A 16,289-nucleotide genomic window follows, 5' to 3' on the forward strand; every position below is an offset into this window, starting at 1 on the left:
CCTCCACCGGTGAGAGCGAGAGGATGATTGCCCCGTCACCGGCCGCTATCGGTACAGTGTCAGCTCTTCCCGTCGGTGGGAAGTTCGTCGTTCGGCTGCGGGTCCCGGAGGCTGGGTGCACCGGGCACCAGATCGGCCAGATCCGGGAGTGCCTCCGCGGCCGCGGCGATCGGGGCGATGATGGCCTGCACCTGTTCGTGCGCGAGCCGCGCGGCTTCTCGCCCGGCCTCGGTCACCGAGCGGCCGAGCCGGTCGGGGTTGCTGCGCATGGCTTCCGGTGTGAACCGCACTTCGGTCAGCACGCCGGCCGTATCCACGGTCACCTCGACCAGGCCGTCGGCGGATTTCGCCGTCGACCGCGCCGCCGCCAGCTGTGCCTGGACCTCGGACAGGTGTGCGCGTTGTTCCTCGTAGGCATCGAGGATGTGTTCGACCTGGTTGCGGATCCCACTGTTGGCCGTGCGCAGCCCTTGTTGTTCCCATCGATCCACCGGGACGCTCCTTGTCCGCGCCGCGTCAGGCGGCCGTGCTCTGGCGGGCAGCGAATCGCTGCTCGAAATCGGCGATGTACTTCGACGGGGCGATCGAGGAGGACGAATGCTCCAGCACGCCGTCGTCCGCGAGGTAGAAGATCGCCCGGCCGATCGCCAACTCCTCGTCGGGCACCGGCACATAGACCATCCAGCCGACGCTGAATCGCTCGGCAACCAACTGGGACAGCGGATATCCGGTGGTATCGAGCCGCCGTCCGGTGATGTAGTCCCGCACGCGGGCCGTCGCGGCCTCGGCCGGCAGGGGTTCGGGCGTCGGTGGCACCAGCCCGGCCAGTGAACACTGATAGAGCGCACCGTCGATGTCGGCGCCGTCGCCGAAGACGTCGGCCAGCAGGTCCCGGGTTACCCTGCCCGCCTCCGCAGCGGATACCAATTCTGCTGCGGCAGTGCGGATTTCGCTGCTTCCGCGACGCTCCGCCGGGCCGGCGATGATATCCACCACGGTGTCGCGGGTCCATATCCCCGGGACCGCCGAGTCGCACTCCGCTGCCGAGGGTGACTGCCCGCGATACCAGCGCCCCGCTTCCCACCAGTAGCAGAAGGACAGCAGGCCCATGCCCGCGCGCGGGTTCAGTACCGGGTCGGCCAGCCACTCGGGTGCACCCGCATAGAGATCCGGCATCGGCGCACCCTCGGCATACGCGGCCTGCAGGCTCGGCGCGTTCCATACGCCGCCGGACAGCACCGCTCGTCCGGAGGGCAGCGCGCACAGCGTGGAGCCCCCGCTGGCGACTCCCTCGAATACCCCGATCCACGGCTGCATCCGCGGGCCCAGCTCCGATCCGGTGGCGATGAAGGCCGCGGCGAGCGTGGCCCACCTCGCCCACATCAGCGGAAACGGCGGGAATTCGCTCTCGGCGAGCCTCGCCCACACGCGGTCCGTGCGATCCGAACGTGCCTGGGCCGCAGCCTGATTGGGCGTGCGTCGTTGCCGGTCGCCGTGGCCGGTGTAGGCGGCCAGCCACACCGGCACATGCGCGCGCGGAAATGCCTCCAGGTCGGCCCGGTACACCTCGGGTGTGAACAGTTGGCCCGCGGGGAACGGCTCCTCGCCGTAGTCGTAGTCGACCTGCAGCGCCCCGGAATTGTCGAGTACCACCAACATTCGCCACCACGGTCCCGCGCTCGACTCGGCGGCGGCCGCCCGCAGCCCCCGGGCGTGCGCGAGTACCTGCTCCGGTGGATCCATCGGTACCACCCGATCGCCGACCGAATACACCAGATGGCACAGCTCGGCGGCAACGGTGATGGCGAACACCGCATCCACCCGCTCCCAGCCCGTGGGGCCGTGCAGCGTCAGCTCTCGGGCGAGACCGTCGTCGGTGGCCGGTCCGCGCGGCTCGTCGGCCACACCGTCCTCCTCGTTCTGCTGTGTCTGTGCACCGTCGACGGTATCGGGCCGCATGTGCGGCTTCGATCCGCAAACTGTTCCCAGAGATGGGAACCGTCGACAATGGTGGCAACCCGGGTGGGAAGGAGTTGTTCAGCGTGCCGGAGAGCAGCATCAATGTCGACATGGCTACCTTGCTGTGGTTGGCGGAACAACACAGACAGGTCGCCCGCGACATTCTCGAGTGGTCCAAGCAGCCGACGGACTGGCTCGACAACTTCCTGCCGAGTTACGGAACCATCGCGTACCCGGTGTATCAGGCCCTGACGAACTACTACCAGGTCAGGGAGAATGCGGGCATCAATCTGGCAGGTCAGCACGACCACACCGCGGATCAGCTGGTGAACGCTGCCCGCGCGTACGAGTACGCGGACGGCCAGGGCGCTTCGAATATTCGGAATGCCGGTGGGGAACAGCATGATCCGACCGGAACCAACCAGCCGATGGTCCCCGGCGCCGGTCCTTCCACGGGCGGCAGTACGCCCGTCACCGATCACTCGCCCGTCAGCGCGTCGCCGAACGGTGCGACTCCGGTGAACGGTGCCGGCGGCCCGACGTCCTCCGATACCCCCACCGGGGTCGGAACCCTGCCCGCGGCGAATGCGGGTGGCGCCCCGGACGACGGCGCGATCGGCCACTCCGGTCCTACCGGCCCCACCGGTCCCACCGCGCCGGACTCGGCCACCGCCACACCGTCACTCACGGGTCCGATGTCGAACGGACCGGCGGGATCACTCCTGTCGGGCGGATCGGTCTTCGCTCCGGGCGACGATCGCGGGGCCGGGCAACCCCCCTCGGCCGCCGACGCGTCGCCGGTTCCCATGCCGACGCCGTTCGCGGCCGCGGTCTCCGCGGCGCGCGAACGTGATGCGCAACCGTCGTACGTGGTGGGTGAGCAGGTCGACAACGATCTGGTGGTCGCCAAGGCGCTGCTCGGTGCGGTGCTGGCGGCGGTGGATTCCTCGGTGCTGGGCCTGCACTGGTCGGTCGCGGTGATGCGGAGTTCCAGCGGTGCCGGTGTGTTCATCACCTCGAACGAAGGTCGTGGCTGGTTCCCGGCCGGACTGTTCCTGCCGCGCGAGGTGTCCACGCCCTGGATGTGGGACGAGTTCCTCTCGGCCGATTCCGGCGAATTGGGCTCGCCGTGGGAGGGCATCTCGGATCCGGCGCGAGTACTGGCCGAATTCGGTCTCGCCTGGGGTGCGAAGGCGGGTGCCCGACTGACCGCGCTGGCGTCCTCCGGGCCGATCGACTCGGGATTGCGCACACGTTTCAACGATGCCGCGATGGCGGATATGGTCGGCCCGGCCTACGACGTCGATCTGCGAGTGTTCACCCCCGACACCGCCGACAGGCTCGGGCTCGCAGGCTCCGCGGAGTCGCTGGAACAGGCAGCGGCGGTGCCGGATGCCCAGATCGCGCAGCGCGCACTGGAGTTGGCGGTGGATGCTCAGGCGAAGGTGGGGATCGGCGCCGCGCTCCCCGCCGACGCCGGCGGTTCGCGGGCACTGCGCCAGCGGATTCTCGAGGGATTGCAGTCGGGGCGTGAGATCCCGGCCTCGTGGTGGGCTGAACTGCGTGAGGCCGACGACCTGCTGACCGCGGCGATGCTGCCGCGGCGGGTCGATGTCAGCCGGGTCGAACCCGGTGACCTGCGCGTCGATGACGAGGTCGCCGCGCTGCGCGCGATCGTCTTCGAACGCCGCTGCAACGAACTGGTGCTGCTGCAGGCCGGGGAGCCGTCACGGCAGCAACTGCGGGACGCGGTGTACGCGCACGACCAGATCGTGAAACATCCGCGGTTCGTCGAGGTTCCGCCGGCAGTGTCCGCGGCCGAGTCCGAGCGCGTCGCAACCCCGGTGGCTTCCCCCGGTCGGGTCGTGGCCCCGAGTGTCACGGCCGGTCCGCCCCCCGGCGTCGTTTCGACCGCCACCCCGCCGTCGGTGGCGCCGCCGGTGGTGGCGCCACCGACGCCGCGGCCGGACGTCGCGCAGGAATGAGGTAGCGGTGTTCGCGGCCGGTGAGGTCGATGGCGGAAAGGATTGGCCGGGGCGATGGGTAGTTCCAAGGATGATCCGACATCGGCCAATGGGAAGGACACGCTGGGGGACACCCAGTATCTCGCTCCGGGCGAATCCCTGAAGAACGGCGACAGCACGCTCACCTGGGAACCCAACGGTCAGCTGGTGCTCAGCGACAAGGATCGCGGCGTTCTGCAGACCTGGGATACGACCCTCGCCAACGCGTCCGATGTCGACGGCACTCGATTGCAGGTCGGTTCCAGCGGCAACCTCGTAATCGTCAAGGGCGGGAAGCAGATCGGGACCGTCAAGGACCTGTCGTCGATGGAATGCACCATCAAGGCAGGGCTCCAGCTGCAGAAAGACGGATCACTGGATGAGACGTCGAGTGGCAAGCCGACGGGCCGGGGCTATTACAAGCAGACAGCATCCGAGTACAAATTTCCGCTGTACTATCCGCTCGGAGAATCGAAGGCTCTGCGGGCGACGATCTCCGTGGGGGAGTCGTCCGTCAACAGACTGGCCCGTCCGTTGCAGTTGGACAAACCGTCGACGCGGCCCGATGTCCTGAAGAAACTGATCGAAGACAAGCTGATAGATCCGGACGATCATTCGGTGATGCTGGACAAGTACACCGACAAGGTCGACGACATAAATTCCATCAAGAAATGGCTCAACGGCCTGGACGGTGATACCGACGGCCATACTGCCGAGGTTCCCGCTTATGTGACCAGCGGGCTCAAATACATCGATAAAGAGGTCGCAGGCGTGCGTGACAAGCTGAAGGCCGCCGCGATTGTGATGACCTCGGCCAACGCTACCGGGGCGCGTACCACCGCCATCCCTGCCGATAACAAGATCCCGAGCAACCTGGAGAACGAGCTCATCGGTGACGTCTTCGACCTCATCGACAAGGTGCAGGGCAAGGTCGATGCCGTGAACCAGCATATGCAGGATCTGAAGAACACGATCAACAAGAATTCCCCGGATTACAAGCAGGGATACGCCGACGGGAAGGCTGCCGGTGGCGGCGGGGGCGGCGGACACGGCAACGGGACCGGCACCGGGACTGGAACCGGGACCGGCACCGGGACCGGGACTGGGACCGGCACCGGGACTGGCAACGGGAGCGGGAGCGGCAGCGGAAGTACGAGTGCGAGCGGAAGTTCCGACCCTCTGGCCAAGATTCTGAACCCGGATGATTTCAGTGACGGCACCGGCACCTCCGACAGCACCGACAGCACCCAGACCGACAGCAGTGGAACCGACAGCAGTACGGATTCCGGCCAGACAGCGACGGATGCGTCGGCCACCCAATCGAACAGCGGTTCCACCGGAAGCTCGAACAACGCGCTGACCTCGCTGGTGAGCGCGATCGCTCCGCTCCTGGCAACAGTGCCGACGCTGGGAAACTCGTTGAACTCGTTCATGCATCCACAGCAGATGGTGAACAACAACAATGGCGGCAACGGCGGTTCGAGCACCGTCGCGCCGGGTACTGCGACGGCGATTCCCGCTGTGGCGCAGGCGAATCCGCAGAGTCTGGCGAACTCGCTCTCCGGTGCGGTACACGCGGCCGCGGCCGGCACGCCGCCTCCGGTGGCCAATCCGAATGCCATGGTGGATCTGCAGATGAACGGCGTCGGCTCGGTCAAGGTGCCCTCGGTGGTGGCCGAGGCACTGCACAACGCGGCGCAGAATCCCAACGGCAGCGATGGCTGGGGCGCGTATACCGGCACCGCGGGACATCCGCCGGGTACAGCTGTGGACAGCTCGCAACTGCAGACCGGCGATGTCGTCCAGTGGCAGCACCGCAGCGCGCTGATCGTCAAGGACGACGCCGGAGTGCACGCGATGATCGGTGGGCAGCCGGTGCCGCTCCAGGATCCGAACTTCCCGCCCGGCGGGAAGAGTCAGTACGGCGACTTCATGGGCTTCTTTCATCCCGGCGGTGTCCCCGATGGCTCCGGTCAGCAGACGGTGCCCGAGGACCAGCCCGCCACCCAGGCCGTGGCGGCGGCCGGAACGCCGAATCCATCACCGGCGGGAGGCCGGAACCCGCAGACCGTCGCCTGACCCGAACGGTGTTGTCCGCGAGCGGGTTACGCCTGGTTCGGGGGAGCGACGGGATTCGGGGCCGCGGTTGTCACGTTGGGTGCGGTGGTGTTACCCGGCGTCGTCGGTGTGGAACCGTTCAGTGGCGTGGGAGCGGAATTGTTCGGCGGCGTGGGAGCGGAATTGCCTTGCGGGGCAGCGGGATCGCTCTGGGGAGCGGTACCGGCGTTGTTCTGGGGCGTGGCGGCGGGAATGTTCTGCGGCGCGGCAGAGGGGTTGTTCTGCGGGGTGGCGGCAGGATTGTTCTGCGGCGCGGCATTGGCGGCCGGCGCGTTGGGGTTGTTGGGTGCGGCCTGGTTCGGCTGGCCCGGATTCGGCTGAGACCCGTTCTGGCCGTTGTGGTTCTTGTTCTGGTCCGGCTGCAGCATCTGCGTCAATGTCGGGGCCAGCGCCATGAGTCCCACGGGGATCATCATGGCGAGAGGGGCCAGTTGCGACAGGAGGCTGCCGAGCCCGTCACTTCCGGACGTGGACGAACCGCTTCCCGAGGAGCTGCCGGAAGACGAGCCGCTTCCCGAGCCCGAAGAACTGCTCGAGGAGGAACTGCCGTCGCCGCTGCCGCTTCCGGAGGAATTGCCGGCCAGACTCTGGTTGTAGGAGTAGACCTCGTCGACCTTCTTGTAGACCGCATCCACCGCACTGGCGATGTACTTCATCACCGTGGACTCGTGGCCCTTCAGCAAGGCCGCGGGAACGGCTGCCAGAGCGGTGTTGAGTTTTTCGACGATATCTTCGATGGCGGTCAGGGTCTCGCTGTGCCCATCCGCGACCTTGAGAGTGGTCGTCGCGACCTGCTGGTCGTACGCCAGGAGTGATGTCTGTGCGGTCTGTACTTTATTCAGGGCCTGTTTGTACGCCTCGGTGCTCTCGCCTTCTCCGAGGTCGGTATACACCACTGGTTGCAGCAGATCATCGACCGACGGCGGCAGTTCCGGCATATTCCGGCCCAGTAGATCCACCGCTGTCTGAATTGCTTCGTGCGCCATCGAAATGAATGCCCGTAAAGCTTTCGATGCGCCGGTGGGGACCGTCAGCGGGGGGACGGGCCAATAGTGCCCGGTCTTCCCCGTGGTCGCGCAATCGGTGCTCTGGCTCGTCGCGCTCGTGGTGGTGGCGGCCGGCTCCTGGACGTACTGGGCGGGCTGCGCTGTCGCGACGTCCACGCCCAGCTGCTGCTGGCCGAGGGATGACAGGGACGCCAGGCCCGCGGCGTCTACCTCTGATCCGTTCGCCATGCTGTCGCATCGCCTCCAATCCGGTCCCTGCTTATTGTCCGGCCTTCCCGAGATTGGGAAGCAGAATGGTTTCGCTTCCCGGACCGATTGCCGCATAGTCGTCGACAACCCGCTCGGGAGTAGCGCGGAACCCCCGTCGGCTCGCGAATGGCGGGCCGATTTGAGAGGGCGATCGCGGATGAGCGCTGGGGAGTCGGTCCAATGTCGCCGCAATTGACAGACGATCTGGACGGGATTTTGCGTTCGCTGCTCGGTCTCTATGGCGCCGGGCAGCCGTCGGCGGCACATGTGCCGTCCGCTGTTTCGGAGATCGCCGCCGGCGCCAACGGACATTCCGGCGCCGCGATGAACGGTTACGGGGACGCTCGCGGCATGCAATCGGCGGTTGCCGAAGCGCACGCCGGCAAGGATTCGGCTGTCGGCAAGACCGTCTCCGCGTCAGGTGATGGCACTCTCAACGGGCGCAACCAACTGACCAATCAGATCGCGGACCTACGGGATCGTGTGCGAGCGATCTCCGCGTTCGGCGATACCCGCTTCAGCGGGCCGGCGCTGCTCGCCGCCGCACACGCGACGATCACCGACGCCACCAAACAGGTCGATGCCGATGTCGCCGCTGCTCGCCGGCATGCGGCGAAGATCGTCCCGCCCGCGATTCCGCAGGCGTCGCGCAGCAGTGGCGGATCGTCGAATCGTCGGCGTCGTCGACCACGCACACGATCGGGCAGCCGATCGCGTTACCGGATCCGGCGCCCGGTGACCTCGGATGGGACGGCCGGTGGCAACGCGGTCAGCGCGGCCAGTGGCTGGCTCGGCACGCCGTATATCTGGGGTGGCGGGGGCGCCGCAGGCCCGAGTGGTGGCGGCTTCGATTGCTCCGGGCTCACCCAGTACGCGGTCGCGAAGGCCACCGACGGGCGGGTCGTGTTGCCGCGGACCACGTACGAGCAGATCTACAGCGGAGTCCGGGTGCCGATGCAGGATGTACGACCGGGTGATCTGGTCTTTCCTGCCAGCTCGTTCAGTGCGCGGGGACCCGAGCACGTCCAGTTGGCGGCCGGGAACGGCATGGTCATCGAGGCGCCGCATTCGGGTTCGACGGTCAGATGGTCGCGAATGCCGAGTGAAGCGGTGGTCGTGCGCGTGATGTGAATCCCAGGCCGGTGTCGTGACGCGGGGGCGTCCGAGGCGGCGGCCGGTGCGTTGTCCGGACGTCACCGGCCGCCGTTGCGGGCGAGTCATCGGGATGAGGGGAACCGATGACTCGTACGGGGGGATGACCCCCCGTCGGTACCCGGCGGCTGGATCGCAGCCACCGGGCACCGTCCTGAGGTTCGGGCCGACAGGATGAGGGAACTGCTGACCCGAGAAAAATCGTACCGTTAAATAACGGCACGGTCAATAGTGGCTCGATAAATGGGTGCCTGAGCAGCTGTAAGGGGTGGTGGGCGGGTTCGTCGACGTCTCTGGCCGCGCGACGCGGAGCACTTCCCATGAATGGGAACTGCATCGGGAGGGTTCGCGGCGGCGAGTGTCTATCGTTCGGGCAGGCGAGTGCGGCGAAAGGGAAATCCAGGTGTCTGCGGCCGAGGACGCGTTCTACACGGGTGTCCAATCGTTGGGATTGGTCGCCGGGGGGATACGCAACGAACAGCAAGCGTTGGCGGCGTTTCGCGCCGCCACCGATCTGGACCCGGACATGTGCGATGCCTGGTTGGGCCGCGCGATGTCCGGCGAGGTCACCTCCGAGGTGGTCTACGGGGCCTATCGGTCTGCGCACAACCTCTACCGGGATCAACAACGCGCCGGTCTGGTCGATCGCGCGCTGTGGTGTCAGGTCGAGATCGGGATCTACGGACTACGCGTCGCGATGGCCGATCGCGATCAGATCGCGGTCGCCCAGGCGTGCTCCTACGCCGAGGGCGGTGAGTGGCAGGAAGCCATCGCCATTCTCGATCAGGTGCCCAGCGACGACGTGTCGGACTTCGTCCGGATGTCGCTGTACTTCCGGACGAACCGGTGGCTCGATGTGATCAACGCTCGCCGGGCCAAATCGGTGCTCGAAGACGGACTGCTGGACATCGGCGCCGAACTGATGGCTGCCCGATCGCTCGCACATCTGGGACGGTTCGGCGAGGCGATGCCCAGGGCGCAGCGGATCGTCGAGGACAGCGCCTCGGGCAACCTGTCGTACATCTGGGCGGACGCGCACTTTCTGCTCGGCATGCTGCACCGGCACAACGGCGACAACGAGAGCGCCGACCGAATCCTCAAGGGCCTGCAGGGATCCGGCCTCTGGTCCGAACGCGAGGAGTGGCAGCGTGCGGTCCGGGACAAGACCTACAAGCTCGAGGTGACCACTCCGGATCTGCTCGCCTCGCGCACCGACCTGTGGGATCCGTCCTCCGGACAGGATCCGCGCGAGGCCGCGGCCTCGGCCGCCCGCGAAGAACGCGAATCCCTGCTGACCGAGGCCTCCGAGCTGCTCGAGGCCCAGATCGGCATGGATTCGGTGAAGGAACAGGTCGATCGGCTCAAATCGGGTGTCCTGATGGATCAGGTCCGCGCCAAGCGCGGGCTCGCGGTGGAATCCAAATCGCAGCACCTGATCTTCTCCGGACCGCCCGGCACCGGTAAGACCACCATCGCCCGCGTGATCGCGAAGATCTTCGCCGGTCTCGGCGTTGTGGAGAACTCCGAGGTGATCGAGGTTTCCCGCAACGACATGGTCGGCACCCACCTCGGCCACACCGCGCCCAAGACCAACGCGCTGATCGACTCCGCGCTGGGTGGGGTGCTGTTCATCGACGAGGCGTACACCCTGGTCCAGGAAGGGTTGTCCGGCGGTGATGCCTTCGGCAAGGAGGCCGTGGACACCCTGCTGGCCCGCATGGAGAACGATCGCGACAAACTCGTCGTGGTCATCGCGGGCTACGAGGATCAGATCGATCGGTTCCTGGCCTCGAACGACGGGCTCTCCTCCCGGTTCACCAAGCGGATCCGGTTCTCCAGCTACGGCGCCGGCGAACTGGTACAGATCGCCGATGTCATTGCGCGCAAGAAGGATTCGCTGCTGTCCTCGGAGGCTCGCGAGGTGCTGCACGAGCGTTGTGCCGAGCTCGCCGAACAGTCCAGGAACGGCCGCCGCCTGATCGATCTGGTGGGCAACGGCCGGTTCATCCGCAATGTGGTCGAGGCCGCCGAGGCCGAGCGCGATTACCGCTTCACCAAGGACAACGTGAATGTGGCGGCGATGAGCGACGAGGAATTGATGACCGTCGCCGCACCCGACATCACCGCCGCACTGGCAGGTTTGGCACCGACCACGACGAGCTGACGCGGTGCCACGCTTCCGGGTGGTGACCAAACACCAGATTTCGGGGTGGCGGTTTCTGCTGCACCGCATCGAGCATGCACTGGTCCGCCGCGACGCGTCGATGGTCGACGACCCGCAGCGGGGCCGCTCCACAGCCTTGTCGATCGGCATCGCGTTGGCATGTGTGATCGTCGCGGGCGCTGCGGTGATGGCGTTCTTCAAGCCTGCCAAACAGGTCGCCAACGCGAATATCGTCTCGGACAAGGATTCCGGCGCGGTGTACGTCCAGTTGAGTGGCCGGCTGTATCCCGCGCTGAATCTGACCTCCGCCCGGTTGATCACCGGTACGGCGGAGAATCCGACTCAGGTGTCGCGCGAGGAGATCGCGAAATATCCGCGGGGGCCGTGGGTGGGTATTCCGGGAGCGCCCGGCACCATCGTCGACGACGGCAACCGCAGTTCGTCCTGGGCGGTGTGTGATACCGCGCGGATCGGCGCCGCCGCGCCGATCGATCCCTCCACCGGGTTGCCGACCACCGCATGGTCCCCGGTGAAGACCACCGTGATCGCCGACGCGCTCACGGTCGACGGCGACACCGCGCGCCTGCTCGCCGACGGCGAGGCTCGTCTGCTGCGCAGCGGCACCACGACCTGGCTGGTGTACAACGATCGGGACAAGGGGGTCGTCCGCGCGTCGATCAACCTCGCCGATTCGGCGGTGACCCTGGCCCTGGGCATCGATCCGACCACGCCGGTGATCGTCGCGTCGCCGGGTTTGATCGGCGCTATCGCCGAGGTGCCGCCGCTGCGGGTGCCCACGGTGCCCGGCGCCGGCACGGTGGCCACCCTGACCTCGGGTCTGACCGTTCCGGTCGGATCGGTCCTGACGATGTCCACACCGGACCGCGGCGCGTCCTACTACCTGGTTTCGCAGACGGGCTTGGTGCAGGTCAGCGCGGTGCTCGCGGCAATGATCCGCAACGCCAACTCGCACGGCACAGTGACGACGATGTCGGTCGGGCCGGATGTCGTCGCGGCCAATCTCCGCCCGGGGGCCTGGCCGGGCACGGACACCTTTCCGGCTCGATCGGTGAAGGTCGTCGACGCGCGGTCCACCGTGACCTGCTATCACTGGTCGCGCGGCAACGGCGATCCGAATGCCGCGACCGAGTTGATCGTCGGCCGGCAACTCCCGCTCTCGCCCGAAAAGCAAAGCCGGGCAGTCGATCTGGTGACCGGGTCGGTATCGCACGGCACGACCGCCGATGCGGCATTCGTGGATGCGAGCGTCGGGCGGTTCGTGCAGGTGACCGGAACGGATCCGGGATCGCCGCTGCGTGAGGGCATGTTCTGGATCTCCGACAGCGGGGTCCGCTACGGACTCGACGTCGCACCCGGCGACAGCGGCGACCAGACCCTGGCCTCACTCGCGCTGCGCTCGCCGGTGCCCGCGCCGTGGAGCATCGTGTCGCTGTTCGCGGTCGGTCCCGCTCTGTCACAACGAGATGCGCGCATCGAGCACGACGGCGTCGCGGTCGACAAGGCCGCCGTCGGGCTCCCGACCCAAGCCGGAGGCTGATCGCCATGACCGCCACTCGTCGATTCGTGCGACCGGCCCGTGCGGTCCGCGGCCCCAAAGCGCCCGCGGTCACCGAACTGCGGCTGCAACCGCCGACCGAACTCCCCAGGCCGGTACCGCCGTCGCGGCTGCGCATGATCATGCCCGTCGTGATGATGGCCGGCATGGGCGGGATGATGGTGATGATGTTCCGCAGCGGCGGCGGCATGTCACCGACGATGCTGATGTTCCCGGCCATGATGCTGGTCTCGACGCTGGGCATGATGGGCGGGGCGATCAGCGGCAACGGTGCGGGGGGTGCGGCCGGGCTCAACGAGGAGCGCAAGGACTATCTGCGCTCGATCGCCGACAACCGCAAGTCCGTACACGCGGCGGAAGCGGAGCTGCATACGTTCCTGCGGCACACCCATCCCGGTCCCGCCGAGGTTTCGAGGCTGATCGGCGGCACCCGGATGTGGGAGGTACAGGTCGCGAGTCCGCAGTTCCTGCGGGTGCGAGTCGGCCGCGGCCGGATCGCCAACCAGGTGCGCGTCATCGTGCCGGAGGCGGCGCCCACCTCTGATCTGGATCCGGTCGGTGTGGTGGAGGTGACCCGCTTCGCGAAGGCCTATTCGACGGTGGGCGGCATGCCGGTCGCGATCAATCTGCTCTCGGCGCCGCAGGTCGGCTTCGACGGGGACGCCGCGGCGGTGGCGGGGCTGGTCCGGGCGCTGATCGCCGAGGTCGCCGTGCTGCACGGACCCGATCAGGTGTGCATCGCCGCGGTGCTGCCGAATCCGGACGCCCCGGAATGGGCGTGGCTCAAATGGCTGCCGCATACGCAACACCCGAGTGACACCGATGCGATCGGGTCCAGCCGCATGGTCTACCGCAGTGTGTCGGAACTGCGTTCGAAGGTGCTCGCCGGACTCAATCGGGGACCGTTCTCCGCGAATACTCAGCCCACCCTGGACCGCCCCCATTTCCTCCTGCTCGTCGGCGTGGGCGGAGCCGCCACCGACCGCGATATCTCGGGCATCGACGGATGTACCTGGATCCGGCTGGGTACCGGCGAACAGAGCCTGCCGCGGGCGCTGGCCTTCCAGGTGGGTGAGGACCATCAGCTGCACGAGGTGACCTCGCGGGGCCTGCGGCGGGTCGGTATGGCCGACACGATGTCGATGAGCGCGACGACGGCCCTGGCCCGCGGACTTTCCCCGTATCGCCTGTCGACGGTGGTGGAGGCCGTGGCCGCCGAGCAGGCCAGCGGCGGCACCTCGTGGGAGGAGATGGTCGGTATCGCCGACCCCGGCGCTCTCCGGGTGGAACGGCAGTGGCCCCGCCGCCGCGACAGTGACCGGGCGCGTCTGAGTATCCCGGTGGGGCACGACCCCACCGGCCAGCTCGTCTATCTGGATATCAAGGAGTCGGCCGAGGAAGGTATGGGCCCGCACGGCATGTGCATCGGTGCCACCGGTTCGGGCAAGTCGGAATTCCTTCGGACACTGGTGCTTTCGGCGGTGGCAACGCATTCGCCGGACGTGCTGAACCTGCTGCTGGTCGACTTCAAGGGTGGCGCGACGTTTCTCGGCTTCGACCGGTTGCGCCACGTCACCGCCGTGGTCACCAACATGGAGGAAGAGGCCGATCTGGTCACCCGCATGGAGGACGTGATCAACGGCGAAATGGCGCGCCGGCAACGGATCCTGCGCGACGCGGGCAACTTCGCGAGCGTCGCGGACTACGAGCGCGTCCGCGAGCAGGGCGCCGACCTGCCGCCGCTGCCCACCTTGCTGATCATCCTCGACGAATTCGCCGAGCTGCTCGAGCAGCATCCGAGCTTCTCGAAACTGTTCGTGGCCATCGGGCGGCTCGGTCGCTCGCTGCGTATCCACCTGCTGCTGTCCTCACAGAAGGTGCCCGCCAACCGGATGGGGGAGCTGGAAGCCCACCTGTCGTACCGGGTTGCGTTGCGTACCAACCAGACCAGCGATTCCCGCGACGCGATCGGCACCGCCGACGCGTACCACCTGCCCAAGAAACCGGGTTCGGCTTATCTGCGGGTCGGGTCGGGTGACCTGCAGCGTTTCCAGGCCGCCTATGTCGGCGGTGGCTATGTCGCGCCGGCACAGGTCTCCGCGGCCAGTACCCAGCGCGCCCGCCGGCCCGGCGGCGGTTACCGTCCGCCGCAGCGGTTCACCGCCGCGTTCATCCCCAACACGCGGCCGGAGCAGATCGCCGAGCCCGAGCCGATCGCGCCGCAGGCCGTCGAGGCCGAGCCGGTGACGATCATGGAAACCGTGCTGCAGCAACTTGCCGGCCACGGTCGGGCCGCGCACGCGATGTGGCTGCCGCCGTTGAACGTCGCGCCGACGCTGGACCGGCTCGTGCCCACCGTGCCCGCGGGTGCGCTGCGGATACCGGTGGCGATCATGGACAAACCGCGTCAGCAACGCCAGGACGTGTGGTCGGTGGACCTGTCCGCTGCCGGTGGTCACGCGGCGATCGTCGGTGGTCCGCAGTCGGGCAAGTCGACGGCGCTGCAGACCTTGATCATGTCCGCCGCGCTGACGCACACTCCGGAGCAGGTGCAGTTCTACTGCCTCGACTTCTCCGGCGGTTTGTCCGCGCTGCGCGGTGTACCCCATGTCGGCTCGGTCGCCTCCGCCCGGGAAGGCGACCGGATCAGGCGCACCTTCGCGCTGATCACCGGCCTGCTGGCGAGCAGGCAAACACTGTTCGCCGAACTCGGTATCGACTCCATGCGCGAGTTCCGGCGGCGGCGCGGCACTCCGGGAGAATCGGCCGATCTCACCGCGCGCGGAGATGTGCACGGCGACGTGTTCTTCGTCATCGACGGATGGGATATCGGATTCGCTTCCAACGGACCGTATTTCGACGAGTACCAGCCGGTCATGGAGTCGATCGCGCTGCAGGGCCTCAATTACGGCGTCCACCTGTTGATCAGTAGTTCGAGATGGGCTGCCATCCGCCCGTCGGTCAAGGATCTGGTGCAGACGCGGCTGGAGATGCGGCTGGGTGACCTGACGGACACCGTATTCGGTGCGCACCGGGCGATCGTCGCGGCCATTCCGCCGGATCGTCCGGGGCGCTGTATCTCCAACGAGGCGCTGCACATGCTCACCGCGCTGCCGCGTACCGATGGTGTGGGCGAACCCGAGTCGGCGGCTGCCGGTTTGGCCGCTGCCATCGTGCAGTTGAACGAGCGGTACCAGGGCCGCAAGGCTCCCGAGGTCAGGCTGCTGCCGGCCGCGATCGGCCTGGACGAGATCCGGGCGGCTGTTCCGGAGCCGACCACCGCGGCGCAGCGCCTGGTGGTGCCGTTCGGTATCCGCGAATCCGATCTGCGACCCGCCGCAGTCGATTTCGGTGTCTCGACGCACATGATCGTGGTCGGCTCGTCTGGATGCGGTAAATCGACCGTGGTGGGTGCTCTGCTGGAATCCATTGCGCGACAATTCACTCCGGACCAGGCCCGGATCCTGCTGATCGATTACCGTCGCCAGCACATGGAGGCCGTGCCCGAGGAGCATTTGATCGGTTATCTGACCAGCGAGCGTGATCTGATCGAGGGACTGCCCCCGTTCGCGGCGAAGATGCGTAGCCGCCGGGCGCCGGACGGTGTCACCTCACAGCAGCTCAAGGAGCGCTCGTGGTGGACGGGGCCGGAGATATTCGTGGTCATCGACGACTACCACATGGTCGCGCAGCGCGGGCAGATGAATCCGCTGGATTCGTTGAAGGACATCATCGTCGACGGTCGCGATACCGGGCTGCACGTCATCGCCGCGCGCAATATCGCGCAGGCCGATATGGCGCTCTACGACAATGTGATGGGGCAGATGAAGAACCTCAACTCCTCGGGACTGATCATGGACGGCTCGCGGTTGGATGGTGTGCTCATCGGAGATGTGAAGCCGAGCAAGCAACCTCTGGGGCGCGGGATCTTCGTCGAACCGCTGCATTCCCGCAAGGATCTCGTCCAGGCCGCCTGGAGGCCGGAGCAGGACTGAACCGCAGGTCGGGGCTCGATTGGCAAGATGTCCCCAAGAGTGGGAATGCCTTAGCGTTCTTGATAT

General features: G+C 67.1%; 9 protein-coding genes. 6 read left to right on the forward strand and 3 right to left on the reverse strand.

Annotation, left to right across the window (positions count from 1 at the left end):
• Positions 1-59 precede the first annotated feature (59 nt).
• Both ON40_RS46855 and ON40_RS46860 read right to left on the reverse strand, forming a co-directional pair.
• Positions 60-491, reverse strand: coding sequence for a YbaB/EbfC family nucleoid-associated protein (locus ON40_RS46855; RefSeq protein WP_051194630.1), 432 nt, complete (start codon positions 489-491; stop codon positions 60-62).
• Positions 492-516: 25 nt separating this feature from the next.
• A complete protein-coding gene (locus ON40_RS46860; protein ID WP_245568298.1) occupies positions 517-1,959 on the reverse strand; it encodes a hypothetical protein in 1,443 nt (480 codons plus the stop codon).
• 83 nt (positions 1,960-2,042) lie between these two features.
• On the opposite strand from ON40_RS46860, the gene ON40_RS46865 reads away from it, so the two are divergent.
• Positions 2,043-3,944, forward strand: a complete 1,902-nt coding sequence (locus ON40_RS46865; protein WP_157186839.1) for a type VII secretion target — start codon at positions 2,043-2,045, stop codon at positions 3,942-3,944.
• Positions 3,945-3,998: 54 nt separating this feature from the next.
• Positions 3,999-6,041, forward strand: coding sequence for a hypothetical protein (locus ON40_RS53000; protein ID WP_040832498.1), 2,043 nt, complete (start codon positions 3,999-4,001; stop codon positions 6,039-6,041).
• Between the two features lie 26 nt (positions 6,042-6,067).
• On the opposite strand, the gene ON40_RS49060 is transcribed toward ON40_RS53000, so the two are convergent.
• Positions 6,068-7,315, reverse strand: a complete 1,248-nt coding sequence (locus tag ON40_RS49060) for a RodZ family helix-turn-helix domain-containing protein (protein ID WP_051194631.1) — start codon at positions 7,313-7,315, stop codon at positions 6,068-6,070.
• A gap of 201 nt (positions 7,316-7,516) precedes the next feature.
• Here ON40_RS49060 and ON40_RS46880 point away from each other — a divergent pair, with 201 nt between their 5' ends.
• From ON40_RS46880 to eccCa, 4 genes are all read left to right on the forward strand, one after another.
• Positions 7,517-8,467: a C40 family peptidase gene (locus ON40_RS46880; RefSeq protein ID WP_040832500.1), complete on the forward strand. Its 951-nt coding sequence runs from the start codon at positions 7,517-7,519 to the stop codon at positions 8,465-8,467.
• A gap of 424 nt (positions 8,468-8,891) precedes the next feature.
• Entirely contained in the window at positions 8,892-10,652 is a 1,761-nt protein-coding gene (gene eccA / locus ON40_RS46885) for a type VII secretion AAA-ATPase EccA (RefSeq protein ID WP_040832501.1), read from the forward strand.
• Positions 10,653-10,674: 22 nt separating this feature from the next.
• A complete protein-coding gene (eccB, locus tag ON40_RS46890; protein ID WP_245568299.1) occupies positions 10,675-12,210 on the forward strand; it encodes a type VII secretion protein EccB in 1,536 nt (511 codons plus the stop codon).
• Positions 12,211-12,215: 5 nt separating this feature from the next.
• Positions 12,216-16,223, forward strand: a complete 4,008-nt coding sequence (gene eccCa, locus ON40_RS46895; RefSeq protein WP_051194632.1) for a type VII secretion protein EccCa — start codon at positions 12,216-12,218, stop codon at positions 16,221-16,223.
• Positions 16,224-16,289 lie beyond the last annotated feature (66 nt).

The organism is Nocardia jiangxiensis NBRC 101359 (assembly GCF_000308615.1).
Taxonomy (GTDB): Bacteria; Actinomycetota; Actinomycetes; order Mycobacteriales; family Mycobacteriaceae; genus Nocardia; species Nocardia jiangxiensis.

Excerpts from the sequence above, each read along its gene's own strand:
- ON40_RS46860 (WP_245568298.1), bottom strand. The coding sequence starts at position 1,959 with ATGCGGCCCGATACCGTCGACGGTGCACAGACACAGCAGAACGAGGAG.
- ON40_RS53000 (WP_040832498.1), top strand. The coding sequence starts at position 3,999 with ATGGGTAGTTCCAAGGATGATCCGACATCGGCCAATGGGAAGGACACG.
- ON40_RS49060 (WP_051194631.1), bottom strand. The coding sequence starts at position 7,315 with ATGGCGAACGGATCAGAGGTAGACGCCGCGGGCCTGGCGTCCCTGTCA.
- ON40_RS46880 (WP_040832500.1), top strand. The coding sequence starts at position 7,517 with ATGTCGCCGCAATTGACAGACGATCTGGACGGGATTTTGCGTTCGCTG.
- eccCa (WP_051194632.1), top strand. The coding sequence starts at position 12,216 with ATGACCGCCACTCGTCGATTCGTGCGACCGGCCCGTGCGGTCCGCGGC.